This is a genomic window from Halomonas sp. JB37, from assembly GCF_002332255.1.
GTDB lineage: Bacteria > Pseudomonadota > Gammaproteobacteria > Pseudomonadales > Halomonadaceae > Vreelandella > Vreelandella casei.
Genome location: NZ_NRGW01000001.1, coordinates 2,254,096 through 2,279,402, shown reverse-complemented (window position 1 = coordinate 2,279,402; position 25,307 = coordinate 2,254,096). Strand labels below are relative to the sequence as shown.

The window sequence follows — 25,307 nt, the reverse complement described above, 5'->3', positions numbered from 1 at the left end:
ATGATTTCCTCTACCGATACGCTTATTCGCGCCGAATTGATTAGCTTTGCACGCGATCCTGGAAACGGCGACACACCACAACCGGGTAGCCTCGAGCACTATGGCGATGGATTACTTTGGTTAAAAGGCCAGCATATTCATGCCGTAGGACATTTTTCGGAGATAGCACCCTCGCTGCCAGAGGGTAGCCATGTGCTGGACTATCGCGATAAATTAATCATGCCTGGGTTTATTGACACCCATGTGCACTATGTCCAGCTCGACATTATGGCATCATATGGTCGACAGCTACTGGACTGGCTAAACGATTACACATTTCCGGAAGAGTGTCGCTTTGCCAATCATGCGCATGCTGAAGCTTTATCTAATGCGTTTTTAGATGAAATGCTGCGAGCAGGTACTACATCAGCCCAAGTCTTTGGCTCTAGCCATCCTGGCTCGGTAGATGCCTTTTTCACAGCCTGCCAAAAACGACAGCTGCGTATGCTCGTTGGCAAGGTGCTGATGGATCGCAATGGCCCAGAGGCGCTGATGGACGGCGCATCTGGCATTGCAGATAGCGAGCGCCTCATTGAAGATTGGCACGGCAATGGCCGGTTGGGATACAGCGTAACACCACGTTTTGCGCCGACATCGACCAAGACACAAATGGATGCTGCCGGCGCTCTTCTACGCAATGATTCAAGCCTTTGGCTACAAACACACTTAGCCGAAAATAGCGGTGAACTAGATTGGGTAGCTGAACTTTTCCCAGGCAGCCGTGACTACCTAGCAGTTTATGAAGAGGCAGGCTTAGTAGGCCCTCGCAGTACTTTTGCACACGGCATTCATCTGACTAACGGCATGCGTCAACGCTTAGCGGATAGAGGCGCTAACGTTGCTTTTTGCCCTAGCTCCAACCTTTTCCTTGGCAGCGGTTTATTTGACCGAGAAGCAGCCGACCAAACAGGTATGGCATTTACATTTGCCAGTGACATCGGCGCAGGAACGGATCTATCAGGCTTTGCAACGCTCAAAGCTGCCTACCAGGTGGGCCAACTAGGCGGGCAACCACTTACCGCATGGCAAGGATTTTATGGCTTAACGTTGGGTAACGCTAAAGCTCTCTCTCTGGACAGCTATATTGGGCGTCTGGCTCCTACTCTGGAGGCCGACTTCATCGTCATCGACACTCGGGCGACACCATTACTGTCTCGACGAGTAAGCCATTGCACAACGCTTGGGGAGCGGCTTTTTGCCTTGATGATGCTGGCCGATGATCGAGCTATTTATGAAACCTGGGCCGGTGGTCAATGCCAGCATCGCAGAGACCTATAACAGCATGCTTAAAGCCGCTTCATAAGCGGCTTTAAGACTTTGTGTATCTCGCAAATGTATCTCTAAAATTAAAAAAGATGCAAAAAAAAATCCCCCGGGGCGTTAGCCTCGGGGGATTTTTCGTATAAGTGCCTGACGATGACCTACTCTCGCATGGGGAGACCCCACACTACCATCGGCGCTAAGCGGTTTCACTTCTGAGTTCGGCAAGGGATCAGGTGGTTCACGCGTGCTATGGTCGTCAGGCGTAACTGGTCGTATATCATGCTGATGTGATCGTTTCTTGCTGTCGTGCCGCCTGCTTGTTCACTCTTGATGAGTGGGCTGGGCCACACGCTGCGTATCCGGCTTTTTTTTGATGCGTTAACATCATAACGTTATCACTGCGACCAGACCCCTTGGGTGTTATAGAGTCAAGCCTCACGGGCCATTAGTACACGTTAGCTCAACGCCTTGCAGCGCTTCCACACCGTGCCTATCAACCAGCTGGTCTCGCTGGGCCCTTCAGGAGGCTCTAGGCCTCAGGGATGTCTCATCTTGAAGGGGGCTTCCCGCTTAGATGCTTTCAGCGGTTATCCCGTCCGACCATAGCTACCCGGCAATGCCACTGGCGTGACAACCGGAACACCAGAGGGTCGTCCACTCCGGTCCTCTCGTACTAGGAGCAGCCCTTCTCAAACATCCAACGCCCACGGCAGATAGGGACCGAACTGTCTCACGACGTTCTAAACCCAGCTCGCGTACCACTTTAAATGGCGAACAGCCATACCCTTGGGACCGACTTCAGCCCCAGGATGTGATGAGCCGACATCGAGGTGCCAAACACCGCCGTCGATGTGAACTCTTGGGCGGTATCAGCCTGTTATCCCCGGAGTACCTTTTATCCGTTGAGCGATGGCCCTTCCATACAGAACCACCGGATCACTAGAACCTGCTTTCGCACCTGCTCGACGTGTCTGTCTCGCAGTCAAGCACCCTTATGCTCTTGCACTCAATGCACGATGTCCGACCGTGCTGAGGGTACCTTCGTGCTCCTCCGTTACTCTTTAGGAGGAGACCGCCCCAGTCAAACTACCCACCACACACTGTCCTCGATCCGGATAACGGACCTGAGTGAGAACGCCAATGATGCCAGGCTGGTATTTCAAGGTTGGCTCCCTTCGAACTGGCGTCCAAAGTTCAAAGCCTCCCAGCTATCCTACACAGGCAACATCAGCGTCCAGTGTGAAGCTATAGTAAAGGTTCACGGGGTCTTTCCGTCTAGCCGCGGGTACACCGCATCTTCACGGCGATTTCAATTTCACTGAGTCTCGGGTGGAGACAGCGTGGCCATCATTACGCCATTCGTGCAGGTCGGAACTTACCCGACAAGGAATTTCGCTACCTTAGGACCGTTATAGTTACGGCCGCCGTTTACCGGGGCTTCAATCAAGAGCTTCGCCTTGCGGCTAACACCATCATTTAACCTTCCGGCACCGGGCAGGCGTCACACCCTATACGTCCTCTTACGAGTTAGCAGAGTGCTGTGTTTTTAATAAACAGTTGCAGCCACCTGGTATCTTCGACCGGTTCGGGCTAGGAGAGCAAGTCTCTTCACCCTACGCCGGCGTGCCTTCTCCCGAAGTTACGGCACCATTTTGCCTAGTTCCTTCACCCGAGTTCTCTCAAGCGCCTTGGGATTCTCTCCCTGACCACCTGTGTCGGTTTGGGGTACGGTCGCACATGATCTGAAGCTTAGAGGCTTTTCCTGGAAGCGTGGCATCAGTGACTTCCTGACCGTAGTCAGTTCATCTCGTGTCTCGGCTTTAAGATCCCGGATTTTCCTAAGATCTCGGCCTACTCACTTTCACCAGGACAACCAACGCCTGGCTCACCTAGCCTTCTTCGTCCCCCCATCGCAACCATGTCCGGTACGGGAATATTAGCCCGTTTTCCATCGACTACGCCTTTCGGCCTCGCCTTAGGGGCCGACTCACTCTGCTCTGATTAGCATCGAACAGAAAACCTTGGTCTTCCGGCGAGGGAGTTTTTCACTCCCTTTATCGTTACTCATGTCAGCATTCGCACTCGTGATACCTCCAGCAGACTTCTCAATCCACCTTCATTGGCTTACACGACGCTCCTCTACCGCGCATCATTATCGAAATAATGACGCACCCGTAGCTTCGGTACCTGGTTTAGCCCCGTTACATCTTCCGCGCAGGCCGACTCGACTAGTGAGCTATTACGCTTTCTTTAAAGGATGGCTGCTTCTAAGCCAACCTCCTAGCTGTCTAAGCCTTCCCACATCGTTTCCCACTTAACCAGGATTTCGGGACCTTAGCTGACGGTCTGGGTTGTTTCCCTTTTCACGACGGACGTTAGCACCCGCCGTGTGTCTCCCACGCTGTACTCACCGGTATTCGGAGTTTGCCTCGGGTTGGTAAGTCGGGATGACCCCCTAGCCGAAACAGTGCTCTACCCCCGGCGGTAATACGTGAGGCGCTACCTAAATAGCTTTCGAGGAGAACCAGCTATCTCCGAGCTTGATTAGCCTTTCACTCCGATCCACAAGTCATCCAAATCTTTTTCAACAGATCCTGGTTCGGGCCTCCAGTTGATGTTACTCAACCTTCACCCTGCTCATGGATAGATCGCTCGGTTTCGGGTCTATATCCAGCGACTGTGTCGCCCAGTTAAGACTCGGTTTCCCTACGGCTCCCCTATACGGTTAACCTCGCCACTGAATATAAGTCGCTGACCCATTATACAAAAGGTACGCAGTCACAGAACAAGTCTGCTCCTACTGCTTGTACGCACACGGTTTCAGGATCTATTTCACTCCCCTATCCGGGGTTCTTTTCGCCTTTCCCTCACGGTACTGGTTCACTATCGGTCAGTCAGGAGTATTTAGCCTTGGAGGATGGTCCCCCCGTCTTCAGTCAAGGTTTCTCGTGCCCCGACCTACTCGATTTCACATGATCAGATTTTCGACTACAGGGCTATCACCTGCTACGGCCAGACTTCCCAATCTGTTCGCCTAATCATTCACATGCTTAAGGGCTGGTCCCCGTTCGCTCGCCGCTACTAGGGGAATCTCGGTTGATTTCTTTTCCTCAGGGTACTTAGATGTTTCAGTTCCCCTGGTTCGCCTCTTACACCTATGTATTCAGTGTAAGATACTGACCTTATGGTCAGTGGGTTTCCCCATTCAGAGATGTCCGGGTCACAGGTTGTTGCCACCTCACCGAACCTTATCGCAGGCTACCACGTCTTTCATCGCCTCTGACTGCCTAGGCATCCACCGTGTGCGCTTCATTGCTTGACCCTATAACCCGAAGGAGTCTGGTGTCTCGCAATGATAACGTTCATTTGCCGGATACGTATAAAACGTATCACAATTTAAGAACCCACCTTGCGGTGTGTTCTTGTCAGCATGATATACATTGTTAAAGAGCGGCTGTTCAATGAACAGTGATAAAGCAACGTGCTTTAAACGACAGCACAGTGACTTATCAGTGGTCACAAAACATTAACAAACGGTCGTTAAGGTACTAAATTAAAGTGCTAATTTAAAACACCGTTAAATAAATGGTGGAGCCAAGCGGGATCGAACCGCTGACCTCCTGCGTGCAAGGCAGGCGCTCTCCCAGCTGAGCTATGGCCCCATCTAGCTAACGACTATTAAAACTACATCCGGGTAATTTTATTCAGAACAAGGCATTTTATGACGAAGCATAGCCTGCTATGCGAGTCATAAAATAACGCAGTGCTGGATAAAATTTGGTGGGTCTGGGCAGACTTGAACTGCCGACCTCACCCTTATCAGGGGTGCGCTCTAACCAACTGAGCTACAGACCCGGCTATTCAGCCATTACAGATCTTGGGAACCTGTAGCAACTAAATTAACTACCGTTTGCTCTATCACTTGATCAGGTAATTCATTGTGGACGCTTACTAACTGTGACGCATCGTTTAAGGAGGTGATCCAGCCGCAGGTTCCCCTACGGCTACCTTGTTACGACTTCACCCCAGTCATGAACCACACCGTGGTGATCGCCCTCTTGCGTTAGGCTAACCACTTCTGGTGCAGTCCACTCCCATGGTGTGACGGGCGGTGTGTACAAGGCCCGGGAACGTATTCACCGTGACATTCTGATTCACGATTACTAGCGATTCCGACTTCACGGAGTCGAGTTGCAGACTCCGATCCGGACTGAGACCGGCTTTAAGGGATTCGCTGACTCTCGCGAGCTCGCAGCCCTTTGTACCGGCCATTGTAGCACGTGTGTAGCCCTACCCGTAAGGGCCATGATGACTTGACGTCGTCCCCACCTTCCTCCGGTTTGTCACCGGCAGTCTCCTTAGAGTTCCCGACATTACTCGCTGGCAAATAAGGACAAGGGTTGCGCTCGTTACGGGACTTAACCCAACATTTCACAACACGAGCTGACGACAGCCATGCAGCACCTGTCTTATAGTTCCCGAAGGCACAATCGCATCTCTGCAATCTTCTATAGATGTCAAGGGTAGGTAAGGTTCTTCGCGTTGCATCGAATTAAACCACATGCTCCACCGCTTGTGCGGGCCCCCGTCAATTCATTTGAGTTTTAACCTTGCGGCCGTACTCCCCAGGCGGTCGACTTATCGCGTTAACTTCGCCACAAAGTGCTCTAGGCACCCAACGGCTGGTCGACATCGTTTACGGCGTGGACTACCAGGGTATCTAATCCTGTTTGCTACCCACGCTTTCGCACCTCAGTGTCAGTATCAGTCCAGAAGGCCGCCTTCGCCACTGGTATTCCTCCCGATCTCTACGCATTTCACCGCTACACCGGGAATTCTACCTTCCTCTCCTGTACTCTAGCCTCACAGTTCCGGATGCCGTTCCCAGGTTGAGCCCGGGGCTTTCACAACCGGCTTATAAAGCCACCTACGCGCGCTTTACGCCCAGTAATTCCGATTAACGCTTGCACCCTCCGTATTACCGCGGCTGCTGGCACGGAGTTAGCCGGTGCTTCTTCTGCGAGTGATGTCTTTCCTAATGGGTATTAACCACTAGGCGTTCTTCCTCGCTGAAAGTGCTTTACAACCCTAAGGCCTTCTTCACACACGCGGCATGGCTGGATCAGGGTTGCCCCCATTGTCCAATATTCCCCACTGCTGCCTCCCGTAGGAGTTCGGGCCGTGTCTCAGTCCCGATGTGGCTGATCATCCTCTCAGACCAGCTACGGATCGTTGCCTTGGTGAGCCATTACCTCACCAACTAGCTAATCCGACATAGGCTCATCCAATAGCGGGAGCCGAAGCCCCCTTTCTCCCGTAGGACGTATGCGGTATTAGCCTGGGTTTCCCCAGGTTATCCCCCACTATCGGGCAGATTCCTATGCATTACTCACCCGTCCGCCGCTCGTCAGCATCTAGCAAGCTAGATCTGTTACCGCTCGACTTGCATGTGTTAGGCCTGCCGCCAGCGTTCAATCTGAGCCATGATCAAACTCTTCAGTTTACAATCATTGTGATCCTTACTCGTGTCTTCCGAGGAAAACACAAAAGCGAATCAAACTTGGCTCAAGGTTCAAACGAATTCATTCAAAACAGATTAAAAAGGCAATGCCTTTAAAACCTTATTGCTTGAGTCGCTTGCCTTGATATTTGGTGATTTGTCACCAACATCAGCAAGCGCCCACATGAATTACCTGATCAAATTGTTAAAGAGCTGGTCGCCGAGGCCGTGCCCCGTTGACGTGTGGCGTATACTACCCGATTTCCTATCGGGGTCAACAGTGAAACACATATTTATTAGCAAAAACCTCACATTGGACTCAACAGCACCTATGTCAGCGGCCAGTGCCTAAATGTTTTAAAAGAGACAAACCTACAGGGCTGCTAAGCGTGCACGCAATTCCTCACGCCGATCATTAGTAACGAAGGCTTCATCAATAGCATTAAAGGTCAATTGCCGAAACACGGACTTATCCCACCCGAATGCTTCGGCGCAAGCCATATGATTCGACAGCATGCCGCCACCAAAATAGGCAGGATCATCTGAACTAATAGTAACCTTAAGCCCTTCCGCCAGAAGTTTCGGAAGCGGGTGATCACGTAGATTTTCAACCACTTTCAAACTGACATTGGAAAGTGGGCAAACAGTAAGAACAATCTGTTCGCGACGCAAACGCGCCACCACCTCATCGCTTTCTAAGCAACGCACTCCATGGTCTATGCGCTGAACATCAAGAATATCCAATGCCTCATTGATATATTCAGCCGGCCCCTCCTCACCCGCATGCGCCACGCGCACAAGGCCTAACTGTTTAGCGCGGTTAAATAGATCGACGAACTTTGCCGGCGGATTGTTTTGCTCAGCACTATCTAAACCAATGGCATCCAGCATTTTCCAATAAGGCGCCGCTTGCTCCAGCACATGAAGCGCCTCTTCTGCAGGGCGATCACGCAGAAAAGCCATGATCAAACCTATCGTAAGATCCAGCGTTTCTGCTGCCACTTGCTTGGCCTTTAACAGCCCACTCATCACGACGTCTAACGGCACGCCGCGCTGAAGATGTGCCTGAGGGTCAAAATGCATATCAATATGGACAACGCCCTCGCCTCGCGCACGCTTAAAATAGTCCATGGCCAGGTCGTAAAAGTCCTCCTCTTTGCGGAGCACGTTCATACCCTGAAAATAGAGAGCCAAGAACTCCTGCAGGTTGCTAAAAAGATAAGCATTTTTAGCCTCCTGCACTGTCGCATAAGGCAAATCAATGCCATTACGCTGCGCCAAAGCAAACATTAGCTCCGGCTCAAGCGAGCCCTCAATGTGCAGGTGGAGCTCTACTTTAGGAAGGTCACGTAAAAAATCATGCATTGCGGGCTCCTTACTATTGCGCGTGTTAGGTACTGCGTTCATCCATTTCAAGCAGCTTACCGGCGTCAAGATGCCAGTGGTACTCAACGCGGGGCAGCAGATCCAACGAGCCAATCTGATGAATAAAAAAGATGGCGCTTCGATTGACCAGCCACAGGTCCAACGAGAAAGCAACATGTTGCGCAGTGGGTGCATCGAGGCCAGCGAAAGGCTCGTCAAGGATGACCACGCTAGGATCGCGTAGCATCAAGCGCGCTAATGCTACGCGTCGCGCCTGCCCACCGGAAAGCTGCTGACCTCTTTCACCTACCGCAGTATCTAGACCATCAGGAAGTTGGCTCACCCAATCGCTCAGAGCAACAGCCTTTAATACCTCATGAAGCATTGCATCGCTCGCGTCGGGGCTAGCAATACGCAGATTTTCTGCTAATGAGGCATCAAATAAATCTACTTGCTGCGTGAGCATAGCCAATTTGCTTGCACGGCTCGCTGGCGATAGATGCCACGCATGCACACCGGCAATCATAATGTCACCCTGCGTCGCTCTTAGGCGCCCCATCAGCAGGCTGGCCAGTGAGGACTTTCCCGCTCCGGAGCTTCCGGTAATCACGGCACGCTTTCCAGCAGGCAATTCAAAGCTAATATCGCTTAACGCCGGGACAAATGACTGCGCATAGGTCAGAGAAAGCTGATAAGCAGTGATGGCAAAACCTACGCCTACGGGTAGCGTAACGGGTGAACCCATTGGCTCGCGACCAGCCGTTAATTTATTTAGCCGGCGCACTGCGGCGTAGCTAGCACCGAGTTTCATAAAGCTTGCGGGCAAAGCAATAAACGCCTCATTAGCACCGAGCGCAATCAGCACAGCCATAACTAAAATGGGGCCTGTCACCCACTGCTGATGAAATGCCACACTTGCGAGCCACAAAACGCCTATCACCATTAATCCACTAACGGCACCTACAAGGCAGTTAATCAAAGCTGTCCTGCGGCCTAAGGAACGCTGATTACTTAATGCCTGCTGCTCCTGACGGGCAATAAGCGACCGATGCCATTGTGAACTTTGATAACTAATTAACTCTGCGCAGGCCTGCACCTGATCGACAGTCAAGCGACGAAGAAGCTGCTGATCAACGACCTGCTGATAGCTTTGCGAAAAACCCCAGGTAGCCGCAAAAAATGTCACTACCAGCCAAAGCAAACCCAACGTTATCGCCATTAGCAACGCAACGCTTGGCAACCATATAGCCACGAACAACGACACCGCCAATACGCTAAGCAACGCCACGACAGGGGGCACCAGAATGCGTAAATAAAAATTATCCAAGGTGTCGATATCAGCCGTTAAGCGACTCAGCCAATCACTCGCCCGCTCTGCGCGCAGGCGAGCATCGTCAAACCCTGTTAAATAGCCGAATACGCGATAACGCAGATCAGCCAGCAGCGTTAGTACCGTATTGTGGTTATAGAGCCTCTCAACATAACGGGCAACGGTGCGCACAAGAGCAAAAAACCGAATGCCTCCACCAGGCACATAAACGTCTAGGCGCGCGGGAATACCCAACGCAAAGGCGATACCGGTCAATGCACTCGCGGTAATAAACCAACCGGAGAGCCCCAGTAGCGCCAGCCCAGCCATTAAAGTAATCCAGACAAGAAGAGAGCCGACTAAAAAACGCCGACGTCGCTGTATTAAAAGCTGCAACCAGGGGCGGAAATCACGATAAATATTAATCATGAGCGGACCTTTTCCAACAGGCCCTCTTTAAACACAAAATGTCGCTGAGCAGATGCAATCACCGCCGCATGATGGGTCGCGATCACCAGCGTACGCCCCTCTTTGGCTAGCGCTAGCAATGCTGTCAATACAAACTGCTCGGTCTCTACATCTAAACTCGTCGTGGGCTCATCTAATAACACTAGCGGGGCATTACTGAGGTATACACGAGCGAGAGCCAGGCGCTGCGCCTGCCCGCCTGACAGGCCCACTCCACGCTCGCCAATCAGCGTGTCCAGGCCTTTAGGCAACTGAGTTAAGAGAGAGCCTAAGCCTGCACGCTGCAGCGCGGCCAACATCTCGTCACGGGAAGCGTCTGGCGCCGCTAAACGCAAGTTATCCTCCAGGCTGCCGTACAACAAGCATGGCTGCTGATCCAACCAGGCATAACGGGCACTCTGCCAGCGCACCGTACCCGCACTCGGTGCAACAAAGCCTGCGAGCAAAGCTAATAGCGTCGACTTGCCGCTTCCCGATGCGCCGCTAATAACCACCGCATCGCCCTGCTGAATGGTTAGATCGATAGGCCCTACTACCTGGCCACGCCCGGGATAAGCAGCACAAGCAGCCGTTAGCTCGATAGCCGATGCGCCTGATAATGGCCTCGCATGTTCGTTGGCACTCACCATGTCGGGTACATTAAATATATTCACTACGCTTTCAGCGGCGCCAAGAGCCGCTGCGCGGTCATGGTAATGCTGTGAAAGCGTACGCAAGGGCTGGAAAAACTCAGGTGCTAACAACAGTACGGCTAGGCCCGTAAAAAGCGTCAAAGATGGTGAAGGCCCATATTCAATGTAGCCCAGCAGCCCGAACCCCACGTACATAGCCACAACAGCAATCGCGACGGAAGCAAAGAATTCAAGTACCGCTGAAGAGAGAAAGGCAAGGCGTAAAGTGCGCATACTCAGGCGCCGATAATCGTCGGTGGCATACCAAACATCCTGCTGCACGGCACCCGTACGACCAAATAGCTGTAGCGTTGTCATGCCGCGCACGCGGTCAATAAAATAGGCAGATAGTCGGGATACGGCGACAAACTGGTCGCGATTAAGACGCTCAGCCCCCATACCCACAAGCGCCATAAAAAGAGGAATTAACGGCGCTGAGAGAAGTAGAAAAATGGCCACTAAATAATCCAGCCACCCCACTACTATCAATATTACGAGAGGTAGAAAGAGGGTAATTAGCAGTTGAGGATAAAATCGGGCGAAATAGCCTTCCAGGGCATCGATATGCTCAACCACCTGATTGGCTAGAGAACCGCTATGCTGACTAGTTAGCCATACAGGGCCTAGTGCAGAAAGCTTGTCCAATAGCTGCGCTCTGGCTAGCTGACGAATACGCAGACCGGCTTCCAAACTCAGCGTTTCATAGCACCACTGGCACAAGGCTCGCAGCATTACACAGCCAGCTAGCAAACCAAACACGGGCAGTAGTGTTAACGGCGAGCGATCCTGCACTACCAACTGCTCGATAAGCCATGCAAGCCCCACGACTAAAACAATAGTTTGGCTACCCGCCAGCACTCCGCAAAGCGCCGCACCGAGCAAGCGGTTGCGTTGCGTTAAAGCCAATTCTTTCAGCCAACTACGCGGCGTTAAGACTGCCACTTTCGTTACCATGTGCTCAGTGATATCCCTCACCTACACGTACTTTGCCGCGGAACACCCAGTACGTCCAGGCGGTATAAGCCAAGATGACAGGAATAACAAACACCATCCCTACCAGCAGGAACAGCTGAGACTCTGGAGCGGATGCGGCGTCCCACAGCGTGTAATTGGGCGGCACGATAACCGGCCATTTGCTGACAATAAGGCCTAAGTAAGTAAAAAAGTAGATACCAATCGTGGCGAGAAAAGGGGCAAGTTCGCGACGCTTTTGCACCGTGCGATAAACAATAAAGGAACACACCAGCGCCATCGCCGGAAATATCCAAATTAGCTGAATATTACCAAACCAACGCTCCCAAACACGTGGATTTACAAAGGGTGTCCAAAGGCTAATCACCGCAAATACGAACAGCACTAGCGCGAGTAACATAGGGGTGATTTTATACGCCCAGTCTTGAACGTGGCCTTCAGATTTGAGTATCAGCCAAGTGGCGCCTAGCAATGCATAGCCTGCCATTAAGCCAAGGCCAGTCAACACAGAGAAAGGCGTCAGCCAATCAAATGCACCGCCAACATAGACGAAATCTTCAACCGGAAAGCCTTGAATATAGGCACCGACCACGGCGCCCTGAGCAAAGGCCGCAATGGCCGATCCCCAGCAAAAAGCACGGTTCCACCAATGCCGGTTACGCCGTGACTTGAAGCGAAACTCAAACGCAATGCCGCGAAATATCAAACCAGCCAGCATCAAGAAAACGCCGATATAAAGCGCTGGCAAGAAAACTGAATAAACCAACGGGAATGCGCCTAGCAGGCCAGCACCACCCAGCACTAGCCACGTTTCGTTGCCATCCCATATCGGCGCGACCGAATTCATCATTACATCGCGAGCATCTTCATCGGGCGCAAAGGGGTAGAGAATCCCCAACCCTAAATCAAACCCATCCATCAGCACATACATCATGATGCCGAAACCAATGATGAAGGCCCAGATTAACGTCAGATCAAACATTTCCATGCTCAGTTCCTCACCGGGTCAACATCATCGTCAAAAGGGGTATTCGCAGCAGATAGTGGCCGCATAGGACGATGGACATTCATATCTGTCGTTTCACGATCGTCTTCCGGCAACATACCGTTGCGAACGACCCGCGTGAGATAATAAATCCCTGCATAGAACACCACGGCGTATACCAGGATATAACCAATCAGTGAAAACAATGCCATGGAGCCGGTGAGCGACGGCGTTAAACCCTCTGCATGCGTCATCATGCCGTAAACCAACCACGGCGCACGACCAGACTCTGTCACTATCCAGCCCGCCAGCACCGCGATAAAAGGCAGGGAAATCATGCCGGTTAAGGCCTTTAAAAATAATCGTTGGTGATAAATACGCTCGTTGCGACGCAACATCAGTCCTATCAGCGATACACCAATCATTAATAGCCCAATGCCGACCATGACCCGGAAAGCCCAGAACACAATAATCACTGGCGGCTGCTCTTCGACAGCCACTTCATTGAGGCCGGGTATTTCCCCGTCAGGCGAGTGCGTCAAAATAATGCTGGCCAGGTTAGGAATACCGAGCTCAAAATTATTGGCTTGCGCCTCTTGGTCAGGAATAGCGAACAACAGCAGCGGGACGTTAGTGGAAGTCTCCCAATGACCTTCCATAGCGGCGACTTTAGCCGGCTGGTGCTCTAGGGTATTTAAACCGTGGAAATCACCCACCACCGCCTGCGCTGGGGTTAAAAACAGCAGTAACCAGAGGCACATAGATAGCGCACGACGATTGGCCTCGGGGTCGCGACCACGCACTAAAAACCAAGCGCTCACGCCGGCAACGACAAACCCACCGGTAATAAACGACGCCAGGGCCATATGGACAAAGCGGTACGGAAAAGAGGGATTAAAAATTGCCTCAGACCAGGAAGTGATGTGAAATCTGTTGTCAATCAACTCTACGCCAGCCGGCGTATGCATCCAGCTGTTGGCTGACAGTATCCAGAAAGCGGATATAAAGGTGCCCACCGCAACCATGATGGCCGCAAACAAGTGAACTCCTTGAGGAACTTTGCCGCGCCCAAAAAGCAATATCCCCAGGAAAGCAGCTTCTAGGAAAAAGGCTGTCACGACTTCATAACTGAGCATGGGGCCTAAAAAGTTAGAGGCCGCCATCGAGAAATTACTCCAGTTCGTACCGAACTGAAACGACATTACGATGCCCGACACTACGCCCATGCCGAAAACGACAGCAAAGACTTTCGTCCAGAACAGAGCCAAACGATCCCAGGCAGGATTATGCGTTTTGAAAAACAGCCCCTGAAGCAACGCAATGTAGGAAGCGAGGCCGATGGTAAACACCGGGAAGATAGTGTGGAAACAGATCACAAACGCAAACTGCAATCGTGATAACAATAGTGGATCTAGTTCCATGTCACTCCCCCAAAACCTGAATCGGCATCCCGTTAATGGGCTAACACAAGCCTAGCTAAAGCTTAGTCGATAAAAGGCTTCTAGCTATACTCACTAAGCTTATTTAGTCACTAATATGGCCTTTCTCAAGCGCCCTCTTAGGCAAACATTATATAACAGGTGCTACGCGGCCAAGATGAGTCGCATTGACGCACCGGACAGCATAGCACCGCCTTTTTTCTGTTATATCAATGTTCCCTTACCTAGACATCACCACAATACTCACCATATACCCGGTGTAAGCCACAAAGAGCGCCAGCAAGATACCGCCTTCTAAACGATTAATTCGACGCGGGCGCCCCCGCCACGAGAATGCAAATAAAATCATAAGCAGCGTCATACACGTCATAACGCTCCAATCGCGCACCAACACCTCACGCCCTGTTTCAATGGGCGCGATCAAGCCAGCAATCCCGACCACTGCCAAGCTATTAAACAGGTTAGAGCCCACGATGTTACCCAGCACCATATCGTGCTCTTTGCGGCGCAAAGCACTAATAGAGGATGCAAGCTCTGGCAAAGACGTGCCGACGGCCACAACGGTCAACCCAATAATCAAGTCACTGACGCCAAAGCGCACGGCAATTTCAACCGCACCCCACACTAGCAATCGCGAGCTTGCCACCAACAAAATCAAGCCTAACAGCGTCCACATGATGGACTTGCCGCGGGACATGGGCTTGTTTTCAAGGGTTTCTGTCACCTCAGCGACAAGCGCATCATTGGACTGATTACGCGAACGAATGATGCTGACAACAATGAACACAACCAGTACTAACAGCAGGCATAGCGCTTCCCAGCGCGTCACTATGCCGTCTAACAACATCCATCCAGTGACTAAAGTACATAACATTAGCAGCGGCATTTCTTTACGAATAACGCTGGAGTGCACTGCCAGCGGCGCAATAAGTGCCACAGAGCCCAGCACCAAGCCAATGTTGGCGATATTCGAGCCGTAGGCATTGCCCACCGCCAAGCCTGGATTACCTTGCATCGCGGCCAGCACCGACACCATCATTTCAGGTGCTGAGGTACCAAAGCCTATAACCAGCATGCCGATCAACAAAGGCGAAAGCCCGAGCCAGCGCGACGTTGCCGCGGCGCCTTCAACAAATTTCTCGGCACTCCAAACTAGCAACGCCAATCCGAACGCAACCGCTAACACTGGTAGCAACATTTCATTTCCTTATGGGCGTAATGACAGGCACACTTTTCAGGTGCTATTTTCAAGTTCAGTTTCAGGCGCTATTTTCAGGCAATATGGCTAAGCTTTCTATCAACGCATTGCTCTATCAACGCACTACTATAAAGTGCTATGACAAAGTGCGATTTACTAGCATCATGTTCAAATGCTATTTCATGAGTTTTACGTTTAGATACGCAGACCCAGACAGACATTGTATGAAGCTGGAATGCATTAGGCAGTGCGCATCCACTGTTTACGTCGTCGATGATCCATCGCGAAGCAATCGAGACACTCGTCGAGGCTCTGATCAAAGGCTTTTTCTTTGCGCTTTTTAGACGACATTTTAGCCAAACGACATTGCTAAAATAAGTGCTTGACCGCCTAATGCGCCACATCCTAGTAGCTTTGCTACGAATACGCACTGAGAGTTTTGGCTTTTGCCCTCACAACGCTTCATTAAACGCCGCTCGTTACCGGTTAACACACCACTTGTTGACCTTTTACCGCCTGAGACTAGAACTCAGCGTCGACGTCTGCGTGCCTGTCATGAGTGCGACTGGGTGTCGGCACTGCCGCCATTAAGCTCAGGTGAAAAAGCCACCTGCCCACGCTGTTCGCACGTGCTTGTTAAACGCCATCGCTACCCAGCACAGCGCAGCATGGCATTAGCCTTAGCAGCACTCACCGCTCTTATTCTAGCGGTGTCATTTCCCTTTATTAGTTTCAGCGTCAGCGGCGTTAGCAACCGCATTGAACTATCGCAAACCGCGACTACGCTTATTAGCTTTCATCAACCCGTAGTCGCTATTGCCGTCATCATGACCATTGTCGTGCTGCCCGCCGTTTATTTACTTGGGGTGCTGTGGCTTCAGTTTGGTCTATTACGCGACCACCCCCTACCCTTTAGCCGTGATATTGCACGCTCACTATCGCATCTAACGCCCTGGATGATGGCCGATGTATTTATTATTGGCGCCCTGGTAAGCCTGATAAAGATAGCTGGCTTAGCCGATGTTTCTCTGGGCATTTCGTTTTGGGCGTTTTGCGCATTTGCGCTGCTATTATTAATGACCACGCAATCCATCGACGCCGACTGGATGTGGTTTTCTCTAGAAGGTGAGCCGCTCTCTCCCGACGGTACGCAAACAGGTATGCCCGCCGCTGGCCAAGCATTAACCGGCTGCCCAACCTGCGGGCTTATCAACAGACTTTCAGGGCGTGGTCGAGGGCACTGTACCCGCTGCCATGAGAAGCTGCACCAGCGCCTGCCTCATAGCTTGCAGCGCACTTGGGCTTTACTTGGCGCATCAGCCATTATGTATATTCCCGCCAACATCTACCCCATAATGACGACCACGAGTTTAGGCAATTCAACGCCTTCAACTATTATTGGCGGGGTCGTTCAGCTTATCCAAATGGGCTCATGGCCTATCGCTATGGTGATCTTTATTGCCAGCGTCATTGTCCCTATGGGCAAGCTGGGTGCGTTAACGTGGCTTTGTCTGGTCGTTAAACGAAGCAATGCGCTGAATGCCCAAAGCCGGACTCGGCTTTATCGGCTAACCGAATTTATTGGTCGATGGTCGATGGTCGACGTCTTTGTTGTGGCTATTTTAGTTGCTCTAATCCGCGCAGGATCTTTAATGTCGATTACACCAGGCCCCGCATCACTCGCTTTTGGCTCGGTAGTAGTACTAACCATGCTGGCCGCCATGACATTTGATCCACGCTTAATTTGGGATACCCCCCTCCCAGCTCGCCGCTCTCTTTTACGCCGTAAAACGGCCACCAAGGAACCTGTTGATGGCTAATGAAACACCGACAAATACCGACCAAAAAAGTACCGACCCAAGCGACGGCACGGATTTAAACAAGGCGAAGACATCGCGCCAAACGCGACTATCGCCAATTTGGGTCGTGCCCATTGTCGCTATTGCTATTGGTATGTGGCTGGTTTACGACAATTATTCCAGTCGCGGCACCCTGGTAACGCTTACCATGGACAGCGCTGAGGGCATCGAAGCAGGCAATACGCTGATTCGCAGCCGCAATGTTGAAATTGGGCGCGTGCAGAGCGTAAGGCTATCCGACGACCTTTCACATGCAGTGATGACCGCACGCATTCAGCCTGAAGTTGAAGACATGCTACGCCAAGATAGCCGCTTTTGGGTGGTCAAACCGCGTATTGGCCGTGAAGGCATCAGTGGCCTAGGCACCGTGCTGTCGGGCGCCTACATTCAGCTTGAGCCCGGCACCGATGAAGCGCCGCGTCGCGAATTCCCCGTGAGTGATATCCCCCCCGTCGCACCTGCCGGCCAAGCGGGCCTACGTCTTAGCCTCACTAGCCAGCTAGGCAACTCACTGAGAGTAGGCGACCCTGTGTCTTACCAGGGTTATACCGTCGGCCGTATCGAGGAAAATCGCTTTGAGCCTGAGTCACGCACGATGCAGCACAAGGTATTTATCGAAGAGCCCTACACACAGCTAGTCACCGACAGCACGCGTTTTTGGACAACGAGCGGCGTAGATTTTCGCTTAGGCGCCGATGGCGTGCGCATTAACGTTGAGTCCATTGAAGCGCTACTTGGCGGAGGTGTGACCTTTGGCGTCCCCGAAGAGCTTCCCATGGGGCAGCCGGTTGAAGCCGACGCACACTTCATTTTGTATGCCGATGAAGACACCGCACGAGAAGGCACGTTTAACCGCTACTTAGAGTATGTACTGCTGGTAGACGAAACCGTACGCGGCCTTTCGAAGGGAGCACCGGTGGAGTTTCGCGGTGTCCGCATGGGTACCGTTGCAGCCGTGCCTTGGAACTTTACCGCCCCTCAGCCAGATTCACGGTCGCGCTTTGCCATTCCTGTGCTGATAAGAATTGAGCCTCAGCGCATGGGTATTGAGAATAATGATATTGATTTGGCAGAATGGGAGGGACGCTTTAATCGCATGTTTTCACTAGGCCTGCGCGCTTCGCTTAAAAGCGGCAGCCTCCTGACCGGCGCGCTTTTTGTCGACTTAAACTTCCAGCGTGACCTTAACGAAAGCTATGTGAGCGAAGAGTTCTCTGGCCGAAAAGTATTTCCAACGGTGGCTGGTGGCTTTGCACAAATACAGGCGCAGGTGACCGACTTACTCGACAAGCTCAACTCGCTGGAAGTAGAGCCCCTGTTGACCGGCCTAGATCGTAATCTGCAGGCCTCTGAAAGCGTTCTCAACGAAGTGCGTGACGTTAGTGCCTCTATCAATCAGCTGCTTAGCAACCCTGAAACTCAAGCCGTAGGCGGCAACCTCAACGCCACTCTTGAAGAGCTGCGTAGCACACTGCAAGGATTGTCCCCGTCTTCACCCGCTTATCAGGATCTTACGGCGGCTATTGAACGCCTCGACCGCTTGATGCGTGATTTACAGCCATTGACACGCACGTTGAGCGATAACCCAAGGGCGCTTCTGTTTGATAATTTAGATACCCAAGATCCCATTCCGCGCGCACCACGCGACTAAAGGAGACAAATATGTTGATAGGGACAAGTTGGTTGACGTGGCTGAGGTGCCTACCGGCACTGCTGATTTGCCTTTTGGTGTCAGCGTGCGCCAGTAGCGTTTCGCCACCGGCCCGCTATATGCTGCCGAGCGATCAGGCGGTTATTGCATCAGGCCAGCCCAGCAATACACTGCGGCTGAGCGCTCCACGACTCGCCCATTACCTAGATGTCGACGGCATCGTAATGCAGCTGGACGACATTACGCTGAACGCCGCGCGTGAGCATCAGTGGGCTGAGGGTCTGGGTAGGCAGCTTGAACGCGGGCTGCGCGCTCGCTTAACTCAAGCACTGCCGACGGTCAGGGTAGTCCGTGCCGAAGGCTCACAGTCAGATGCCCTCACGCTACGCCTAGATATTGATCAGTTCCAAGGCCGCTTCGATGGTTTTGCCGTGACGAGTGGCCAGTGGCAACTGCTGGATAGCCAGGGTGAGCTGCTGGTAATGGAAAACTTCTATGCACAAACAAGGCTTGAGGAAGACGGCTATCCCGCGCTGGTGCGCGCCCTAGGCAGTAGCTGGGATCAAGCCGCTGAGCTTATCGCCCAGGAGATACGTCAAGGCGGTTACGTCGACTGACCTGTGACATCAGGTCATCACGGATACTAGGCAGCTAAACAAGCTGCCTAGTTATAACCGTGTTACACTGCCCGGCTTATTACCGACACGTAAGTTTTCTGATGTGTCCGTGCACATCAATCCGCAGCGCTTCTCAGCGCTGTCGCTTTCATGTCACCTGTCACGGTCACACACGGCTAACCAACGACCATCGCTGCCCAGTGAATTATCTGACACACTTCGCTGCCGCGCTGGTGAATCAACCTCGCTTTTTGAACATTACATCTAGTGGCACCCACTACTTACCAGTACTGACTCACTAGGTGGCTGCGGAGAACGCATGAGCTTTTCTGATCTTGGCCTGCACGCCGATTTGTTACGCGCTGTCACAGCGCAAGGTTACACCGAACCTACTCCGATTCAACGACAGGCTATCCCTGTCGTACTAGAAGGTCGTGACATGTTAGCCAGTGCCCAAACGGGCACTGGCAAAACAGCTGGTTTTACACTTCCCATGCTGCAACGACTTAACGACGGCAAACGTCCGGCAAAACGTCAGGTGCGTGCGCTAGTGCTGACACCGACACGCGAGCTTGCCGCTCAAGTAGGTGAAAGTGTTTCCACCTACGGCCAGCATCTCTCGCTGCGCTCACACATTATCTTTGGTGGCGTTGGCCAGCAGCCTCAAATCGATGCGCTTAAAGCCGGTTTGGATGTGCTCATCGCAACGCCCGGCCGCCTGCTCGACTTACACCAGCAGGGGCACGTTGACCTGTCCGCGGTTGAAATTTTAGTGCTTGATGAAGCCGACCGTATGCTCGACATGGGCTTTATTCACGACATTAAGCGCCTATTACGCTTAGTGCCTAAAAAACGTCAAAATTTACTTTTCTCGGCAACATTTTCTAATGAGATTCAAACGCTTGCTCAGCAGCTTCTGGACAACCCTGCGCTGATTGAAGTGGCACCGCGCAATACGACTGCCGAAAAAATTGAGCAAGCTATCTATCGCGTCGATCGTGAGAAAAAACGCGAGCTGCTAGCCCATTTAATCCAGCAGAACGGCTGGTTCCAAGTACTTGTTTTCACACGTACCAAGCATGGCGCTAACCGCCTAGCCGAGCAGCTCTCCAAACAAGATATTCCTGCTATGGCTATCCATGGCAATAAAAGCCAAGGTGCCCGCACTCGCGCACTAACGGCGTTTAAGAGCGGCGACCTGCAGGTGTTGGTAGCGACCGATATTGCTGCGCGCGGCCTGGATATTAACGAACTGCCTCACGTGGTCAATTTTGACCTACCCAACGTGGCTGAAGATTACGTCCACCGTATTGGCCGTACGGGGCGCGCTGGCAGCAATGGCGAAGCTATTTCGCTGGTATGTGTCGACGAAGACGCATTGCTGGGCAGCATCGAACGCCTGATCAAACAGACGCTGCCAAAGCATATTGAACCCGGATTTGAGCCTGACCCTAGCATCAAGGCTGAGCCGATCGAAAACGGCCGTCGTAACCAGCGGCAGCCGCGAGCTAAACGTAAACCCGAAGGCCAAAGTGCCAATGCCGGTGGCGGTGAACGTAAACGGCGCGCTCGTCGTTAATTGATACTGTCGGAATATGTAAAGGGCAACCCTTTGCATATTCCAAACAGCTGTTTTAGCATCTCTTTCCAGCCTTTTGGCGTGAACAATTTTTCATGGAGTGATTATGGCGTCATCCCACCTTATGGCCGACTACCGCCAATGGCTGACCTTTCAACGTCAAGAACAGCTCAGCCGTGAACATCAAGGCATTGTGCAGCGTCTCGAAGATGCGCGGGCCTCCGCAAAGCAAGTGATGCAGGCCTATCGCAGCATGGCTGAAAAGGCATCCGTTGAAGGTGCCTGCTACCGCACACTGTTTTTACGTCAGCGTGACGATGATCATGCTCTGCCTTGCGAAGGCTGGCTGTTCGTGCGGCGCGTGCTGAGCGAAGGCAACAGCACTCGCGTTCGGGTCACTCTGCTGGAAACCTTCACTCTTGAAGATGGCATTATGGCGCCCGGTGATAAGCCTGCACGCAAGCTGACCTTAGAAATATTTGATCAGCTGCACATGGATAAGGGTATGCGCACTAGCGTTAAAGTGGACAGCCTGGATACCGCACAGGACTATCACTTCATTACGTTACTTGATGCGGTTCGCGGGGACTTGCGCCCTCACCTCAAGTAACTCGTCAATGGCTAATCGTCGTTCGATTACGTTTATTTTACTGATGGTAGCGGTGGGGCTGAATTTACGCCCCGCCATGTCATCGGTTGCCCCGTTATTAACTCGCCTGCAAGAAAGTGCAGGGCTTTCTGCTACTGCCGCGGGGTTGCTGACAACGCTTCCAGTGCTATGCCTAGGCCTGTCCGCCCCGCTTGCCCCTTTGCTAGCTAAACGCATTGGCAGCGAACGTACGCTTAGTGCCGCGCTGCTATTACTTGCTGCAGGACTGATTTTGCGCGGCTTACCCGTTCCCGGTGCGCTTTTTATCGGCTCGGCAATGGCTGGCAGCGCAATCGGCATTGGCGGCACGCTACTTCCTGCGTTGGTTAAGCGGGAACTTCCCGATAGCGCAGATCTGCTCACCGGCTTATACACCATGGCGCTGTGCCTAGGGGGAGCCTTAGGGGCCGGGCTTAGCGTACCGCTAACGCAGCTGCTTGGCAGTTGGCAGGCAAGTTTAATGAGCTGGTCGCTACTGGCACTCTTTGCGCTCGCTTTATGGCATTTTCAAATGCCCCGCTCTGCGCTGACAGCCTCCCCCACTCGCTCAAAAAGTGGCACATTACGCCTGCTTAAACAGCCGCTCACTTGGCACGTTATGCTGTTTATGGGATTACAGTCCTCCATGGCCTACATTGTTTTTGGCTGGCTGCCGACGCTGCTAGTTGATCGCGGCTATAACGAAGCCGATGCGGGCTGGACAATGGCCGTTTCGATTATGTGTCAGCTTGCCTCTGCTTTGGGCGCACCATGGATTGCACGAATGGGCCGCGACCAACGCCCTGCGCTGCTGCTGGTCCTGCTGTGCACGGGTGTCGGCCTATGGATGTTACTGGTTGCACCGTTAATGTGGAAATGGCCTGGCGCGGCAATATTAGGCATTGGGCAAGGCGGCAGCTTTAGCCTTGCACTAAGCCTATTAGTGTTAAGAACCGCCAACTCGCGTCTAGCCGGGCAGCTTTCGGGCCTCGTCCAGGGCGGCGGTTACACCTTGGCAGCTTTAGGCCCTTTCGGCGTCGGAGTATTGCTTCAAGCCGGTGCCGACACATCGACCATCGCCTGGCTGTTGATTGGACTCATCGGCGTTTGCTGCGGTTTTGCCCTGCTGGCAGGTCGCAACCATCGCTTAGACGATCAAACCGGCGAACTGCTAACACAGGGCGTTGGTCGCACCGGCTGATCGTCGATTTCCTACAAAGCCACAGGAGATGGCTATGGCCACCTACTCCCGTCTTGCAGACAACATTCCCCGTCAAGAACGCATTTTAGTTATCTACACCGGCGGAACCATAGGCATGCGCCAAGAGGCGCAAGGGCTTGCACCCAGCGGCGATTTCGCCTCCCGCATGGACTCAGCCTTGGCCCGACTATCTCTGGCACAGCGCCAAGCCCTACCGTCTTATGAGGTCATTAGCTACGCTACCTTGATTGACTCAAGTGCGGCAACGCCGCTTACCTGGCAACAGCTAGCCAGTGATATCAATGAGCGGCTGATGGCCTACTCAGGTTTTGTGATTATTCACGGTACCGATACGCTGAGCTGGACAGCTGCTGGCCTTGCTTATCAGCTCCTAGGTTTGGATCGACCCGTGGTTCTCACCGGCTCTATGCTGCCACTAGAAGCACCCGGCAGTGACGCACTGGATAATTTACACGGTGCGTTGCAGTTCGCCGCCAATCCCGCATTACAAGAAGTGGCTATTTACTTTGCGGGACAGCTTTTGCGCGGCACCCGCACCATTAAGCACCACAGCCAAGCACTGAAGGCGTTTGCGAGCCCAAACTATCCACTACTTGGTGAGCGCGTGGGCGACGATTTCGTTTATTACCCTAGCCGCGGGCTTGGCCTGCAGCAGCGCGGCGCTCCTCGGTTTGAATTACCCGATTACCGTTTGGTCGACCGTGGAGAAATCGTACGAATTACGCTTTGGCCAGGCATTTCAGCCTGGCAACTCGGCGCATGGCTAAGCGATTCGCGAGTTAAGGGCGCGCTACTGGAGCTATGGGGCGCTGGCAATCTGCCTGACGACCCTAGCTTGCTGAACGTGCTCGCCAAAGCCAGCGGCGAAGGCAAACTATTAGCCGCGATTAGCCAGTGCCAGCAAGGTAGCATCCACCTGGGTGCTTACGCGGCCGGGCATGGGCTTAGCGATGCAGGCATCCTTTCAGGCGATGACATGACGCCCGAAGCGGCGTTCACTAAGCTTGCGCATCTGCTAGCGCAGCCACTATCTCTAGACGATCAACGCCAGCGCTTTTTGACGCCCCTCGTCGGTGAACGATAGCGCACTGATCGCTTTGCACACTGGCTTAAGATGAGATTCACGCTATGGTGTAGAGTAACGTCCCCTTTGCAGGAGCAATAGATCATGGAAAAGCCGGTTCACCATTTCAGCGAGCTCTTCGAGCAGCTAGGCCTTGCATCTGATGCCGATTCAATCGAACGCTTTATTCAGCGTAATGCGCCGCTGCCCGGCACAATGCCCCTTGCCGAAGCGCCCTGCTGGAATGAAGGGCAAGCAGAGTTTCTGCAAGAAGCGGTCGCTGAGGATGCCGACTGGGCTGAGGTGGTTGACCACTTGGACGCCTCTTTGCACAAATCCCATTGACGTATTGTCTAACGATTAACTTGCGCTGCTTCGATTCGACGCCTGAACCAAGCCCCTATTAGCAGCAATAATGCTAAGGCGATGAGCGGCAGCACGACATCAAACTGCAGCGCATTTTCTTCTTCAATAGCCTCTAACGCGCCGTAAATGGCGCTACTGTAAACACTCCATTTCACGGATAAGCCTAGCCCCGCCGCCAGTAGAAACGTTTTTAGCGAAATGCCTCGCAACCCGGCTGCAAAATTAATCACCGAGTGTGGAAATCCTGGCAATAATCTCAGCGCCGTCTGAGTCATCAAATCACTGCGTTGCTCTAGCGTGTGCATGACTTTTAACGTCAGACCGCCGGGGTTCCAGCGCTTGCCTGCCCTCGCCGCTATTTTATAAGCGCCCAATGCACCCACAACGCTACTTAGCGTCAACATCATAGTGGCCATTAACGGCGGGTAAAAGGGCGCAATCAGCCATAGGCCGATACTGCCGGGCAACCCTATCGCTAAGGTCGCTGCCATAATCAGCATCACTGAAACGATCACCGCCGGGTGATGCGATGCTTGTGATGCCCACTGCTTAATCGCCATCAAATCAGGCGAATACCATAACCACACATAAGCCAGCATGGCACAGCATGCAAAGCCAAGCGCCCATCGCCACGGATGTCTCGGCGCTTTATTCATTCAGCCTTGCCTCTACGCGCTCAAGAATCTGCCGGCTTACTTTTCCGACCAGCGGCTTAGCGGCTTTATTAACGGCTCTTTCCATTAACCGATTGCGAATTTCATAGCTCAGCGTCAGCGCTACTTCAGTACCTTCAGGCACGCCTCTAAGCTGGTAGCGGCCCTGATTCTTAACGCCGTCCAACGACTCCCAAGCGAGAACATGCGGGGGCTGAATGTCAGTGACCTGCACATCAAATGCCCAATCCATACCTACAGCGCGAACGTGCCACCGATAGCGGTTCTCACCCAGCGTATCTATAGAGCGAATTAAATCTGAATAATCAGCAAAGTCTTCCACACGGCGCAGCAGTTCAAACACACGCTCTGGTGATGCATTAACGATTTCACTGTGCTCAATGGTAGCCATTGGTTGCCCTCTAACAGCATGGACGATTAGCGTAGCATGTTGGTATTA

At 52.6% G+C, this 25,307-nt stretch carries 17 protein-coding genes, 2 tRNA genes and 3 rRNA genes; 9 read left to right on the top strand and 13 right to left on the bottom strand.

Annotated elements, in window-relative coordinates; genetic code table 11:
* Complete coding sequence (guaD, locus tag CIK78_RS10600) at positions 1 to 1,317, top strand: guanine deaminase (protein WP_096279819.1); 1,317 nt, start codon at positions 1 to 3, stop codon at positions 1,315 to 1,317.
* A 130-nt stretch (positions 1,318 to 1,447) separates the two neighbouring features.
* Here the strand turns inward: guaD and rrf are convergent.
* The 11 genes from rrf to CIK78_RS10545 form a co-directional block, all read right to left on the bottom strand.
* A 5S ribosomal RNA gene (gene rrf, locus CIK78_RS10595) occupies positions 1,448 to 1,563 on the bottom strand.
* 163 nt (positions 1,564 to 1,726) lie between these two features.
* A 23S ribosomal RNA gene (locus tag CIK78_RS10590) occupies positions 1,727 to 4,624 on the bottom strand.
* Between the two features lie 264 nt (positions 4,625 to 4,888).
* A tRNA-Ala gene (locus CIK78_RS10585) sits at positions 4,889 to 4,964 on the bottom strand.
* Positions 4,965 to 5,080: 116 nt separating this feature from the next.
* Positions 5,081 to 5,157, bottom strand: a tRNA-Ile gene (locus CIK78_RS10580).
* A 115-nt stretch (positions 5,158 to 5,272) separates the two neighbouring features.
* Positions 5,273 to 6,805, bottom strand: a 16S ribosomal RNA gene (locus tag CIK78_RS10575).
* Together the 16S, 23S and 5S rRNA genes with 2 tRNA genes alongside form the textbook arrangement of a ribosomal RNA operon.
* A gap of 369 nt (positions 6,806 to 7,174) precedes the next feature.
* Positions 7,175 to 8,167 (bottom strand): adenosine deaminase, encoded by a 993-nt coding sequence (locus CIK78_RS10570; RefSeq protein ID WP_096279817.1) that lies wholly within the window; start codon positions 8,165 to 8,167, stop codon positions 7,175 to 7,177.
* A gap of 25 nt (positions 8,168 to 8,192) precedes the next feature.
* Positions 8,193 to 9,905, bottom strand: coding sequence for a thiol reductant ABC exporter subunit CydC (gene cydC / locus CIK78_RS10565; RefSeq protein ID WP_096279815.1), 1,713 nt, complete (start codon positions 9,903 to 9,905; stop codon positions 8,193 to 8,195).
* Complete coding sequence (gene cydD, locus CIK78_RS10560; protein WP_096279813.1) at positions 9,902 to 11,569, bottom strand: thiol reductant ABC exporter subunit CydD; 1,668 nt, start codon at positions 11,567 to 11,569, stop codon at positions 9,902 to 9,904. Before cydD ends, cydC begins: the two co-directional genes overlap by 4 nt.
* A gap of 4 nt (positions 11,570 to 11,573) precedes the next feature.
* Positions 11,574 to 12,575 (bottom strand): cytochrome d ubiquinol oxidase subunit II, encoded by a 1,002-nt coding sequence (cydB, locus tag CIK78_RS10555; RefSeq protein ID WP_096279810.1) that lies wholly within the window; start codon positions 12,573 to 12,575, stop codon positions 11,574 to 11,576.
* 2 nt (positions 12,576 to 12,577) lie between these two features.
* Positions 12,578 to 13,993 carry a cytochrome ubiquinol oxidase subunit I gene (locus CIK78_RS10550; RefSeq protein WP_096279808.1) on the bottom strand — a complete coding sequence of 472 codons (1,416 nt, stop codon included), beginning with the start codon at positions 13,991 to 13,993 and terminating at the stop codon, positions 12,578 to 12,580.
* A gap of 238 nt (positions 13,994 to 14,231) precedes the next feature.
* Positions 14,232 to 15,209, bottom strand: coding sequence for a calcium/sodium antiporter (locus CIK78_RS10545; protein WP_096279806.1), 978 nt, complete (start codon positions 15,207 to 15,209; stop codon positions 14,232 to 14,234).
* Positions 15,210 to 15,655: 446 nt separating this feature from the next.
* On the opposite strand from CIK78_RS10545, the gene CIK78_RS10540 reads away from it, so the two are divergent.
* The 8 genes from CIK78_RS10540 to CIK78_RS10505 all read left to right on the top strand — a co-directional run bounded on the left by CIK78_RS10540 (position 15,656) and on the right by CIK78_RS10505 (position 24,173).
* Positions 15,656 to 17,029, top strand: coding sequence for a paraquat-inducible protein A (locus tag CIK78_RS10540; protein WP_096279804.1), 1,374 nt, complete (start codon positions 15,656 to 15,658; stop codon positions 17,027 to 17,029).
* Entirely contained in the window at positions 17,022 to 18,719 is a 1,698-nt protein-coding gene (gene pqiB / locus CIK78_RS10535) for an intermembrane transport protein PqiB (protein ID WP_096279802.1), read from the top strand. The genes CIK78_RS10540 and pqiB overlap by 8 nt, the downstream gene beginning before the upstream one ends.
* Before the next feature lie 11 nt (positions 18,720 to 18,730).
* The gene (locus tag CIK78_RS10530; RefSeq protein ID WP_096279800.1) at positions 18,731 to 19,336 is read left to right on the top strand and encodes an ABC-type transport auxiliary lipoprotein family protein; all 606 of its coding nucleotides are present in this window, start codon (positions 18,731 to 18,733) and stop codon (positions 19,334 to 19,336) included.
* A 319-nt stretch (positions 19,337 to 19,655) separates the two neighbouring features.
* Positions 19,656 to 20,915, top strand: coding sequence for a DEAD/DEAH box helicase (locus CIK78_RS10525; RefSeq protein ID WP_096279798.1), 1,260 nt, complete (start codon positions 19,656 to 19,658; stop codon positions 20,913 to 20,915).
* Positions 20,916 to 21,021: 106 nt separating this feature from the next.
* Positions 21,022 to 21,525, top strand: a complete 504-nt coding sequence (locus CIK78_RS10520; RefSeq protein ID WP_096279796.1) for a hypothetical protein — start codon at positions 21,022 to 21,024, stop codon at positions 21,523 to 21,525.
* 7 nt (positions 21,526 to 21,532) lie between these two features.
* A complete protein-coding gene (locus tag CIK78_RS10515) occupies positions 21,533 to 22,744 on the top strand; it encodes an MFS transporter (RefSeq protein ID WP_096279793.1) in 1,212 nt (403 codons plus the stop codon).
* A 28-nt stretch (positions 22,745 to 22,772) separates the two neighbouring features.
* On the top strand, positions 22,773 to 23,849 hold the full coding sequence (locus tag CIK78_RS10510; protein ID WP_096279791.1) for an asparaginase: 1,077 nt from the start codon (positions 22,773 to 22,775) through the stop codon (positions 23,847 to 23,849).
* An 84-nt stretch (positions 23,850 to 23,933) separates the two neighbouring features.
* Positions 23,934 to 24,173 carry a DUF2789 domain-containing protein gene (locus CIK78_RS10505; protein WP_096279789.1) on the top strand — a complete coding sequence of 80 codons (240 nt, stop codon included), beginning with the start codon at positions 23,934 to 23,936 and terminating at the stop codon, positions 24,171 to 24,173.
* Between the two features lie 8 nt (positions 24,174 to 24,181).
* Here the strand turns inward: CIK78_RS10505 and CIK78_RS10500 are convergent, their stop codons facing one another.
* On the bottom strand, positions 24,182 to 24,850 hold the full coding sequence (locus CIK78_RS10500; protein WP_176483391.1) for a VTT domain-containing protein: 669 nt from the start codon (positions 24,848 to 24,850) through the stop codon (positions 24,182 to 24,184).
* A complete protein-coding gene (locus CIK78_RS10495; protein ID WP_096279787.1) occupies positions 24,843 to 25,259 on the bottom strand; it encodes an SRPBCC family protein in 417 nt (138 codons plus the stop codon). Before CIK78_RS10495 ends, CIK78_RS10500 begins: the two co-directional genes overlap by 8 nt.
* Between the last annotated feature and the right edge of the window lie 48 nt (positions 25,260 to 25,307).

Coding starts and splice junctions, on each gene's coding strand:
- cydB (WP_096279810.1), bottom strand. CDS start 12,575: ATGGAAATGTTTGATCTGACGTTAATCTGGGCCTTCATCATTGGTTTC.
- CIK78_RS10500 (WP_176483391.1), bottom strand. CDS start 24,850: ATGAATAAAGCGCCGAGACATCCGTGGCGATGGGCGCTTGGCTTTGCA.
- CIK78_RS10510 (WP_096279791.1), top strand. CDS start 22,773: ATGGCTATGGCCACCTACTCCCGTCTTGCAGACAACATTCCCCGTCAA.
- CIK78_RS10520 (WP_096279796.1), top strand. CDS start 21,022: ATGGCGTCATCCCACCTTATGGCCGACTACCGCCAATGGCTGACCTTT.
- CIK78_RS10515 (WP_096279793.1), top strand. CDS start 21,533: ATGGCTAATCGTCGTTCGATTACGTTTATTTTACTGATGGTAGCGGTG.
- guaD (WP_096279819.1), top strand. CDS start 1: ATGATTTCCTCTACCGATACGCTTATTCGCGCCGAATTGATTAGCTTT.
- CIK78_RS10545 (WP_096279806.1), bottom strand. CDS start 15,209: ATGTTGCTACCAGTGTTAGCGGTTGCGTTCGGATTGGCGTTGCTAGTT.
- cydD (WP_096279813.1), bottom strand. CDS start 11,569: ATGGTAACGAAAGTGGCAGTCTTAACGCCGCGTAGTTGGCTGAAAGAA.
- CIK78_RS10495 (WP_096279787.1), bottom strand. CDS start 25,259: ATGGCTACCATTGAGCACAGTGAAATCGTTAATGCATCACCAGAGCGT.
- pqiB (WP_096279802.1), top strand. CDS start 17,022: ATGGCTAATGAAACACCGACAAATACCGACCAAAAAAGTACCGACCCA.
- CIK78_RS10505 (WP_096279789.1), top strand. CDS start 23,934: ATGGAAAAGCCGGTTCACCATTTCAGCGAGCTCTTCGAGCAGCTAGGC.
- CIK78_RS10570 (WP_096279817.1), bottom strand. CDS start 8,167: ATGCATGATTTTTTACGTGACCTTCCTAAAGTAGAGCTCCACCTGCAC.
- CIK78_RS10525 (WP_096279798.1), top strand. CDS start 19,656: ATGAGCTTTTCTGATCTTGGCCTGCACGCCGATTTGTTACGCGCTGTC.
- CIK78_RS10530 (WP_096279800.1), top strand. CDS start 18,731: ATGTTGATAGGGACAAGTTGGTTGACGTGGCTGAGGTGCCTACCGGCA.
- CIK78_RS10550 (WP_096279808.1), bottom strand. CDS start 13,993: ATGGAACTAGATCCACTATTGTTATCACGATTGCAGTTTGCGTTTGTG.
- cydC (WP_096279815.1), bottom strand. CDS start 9,905: ATGATTAATATTTATCGTGATTTCCGCCCCTGGTTGCAGCTTTTAATA.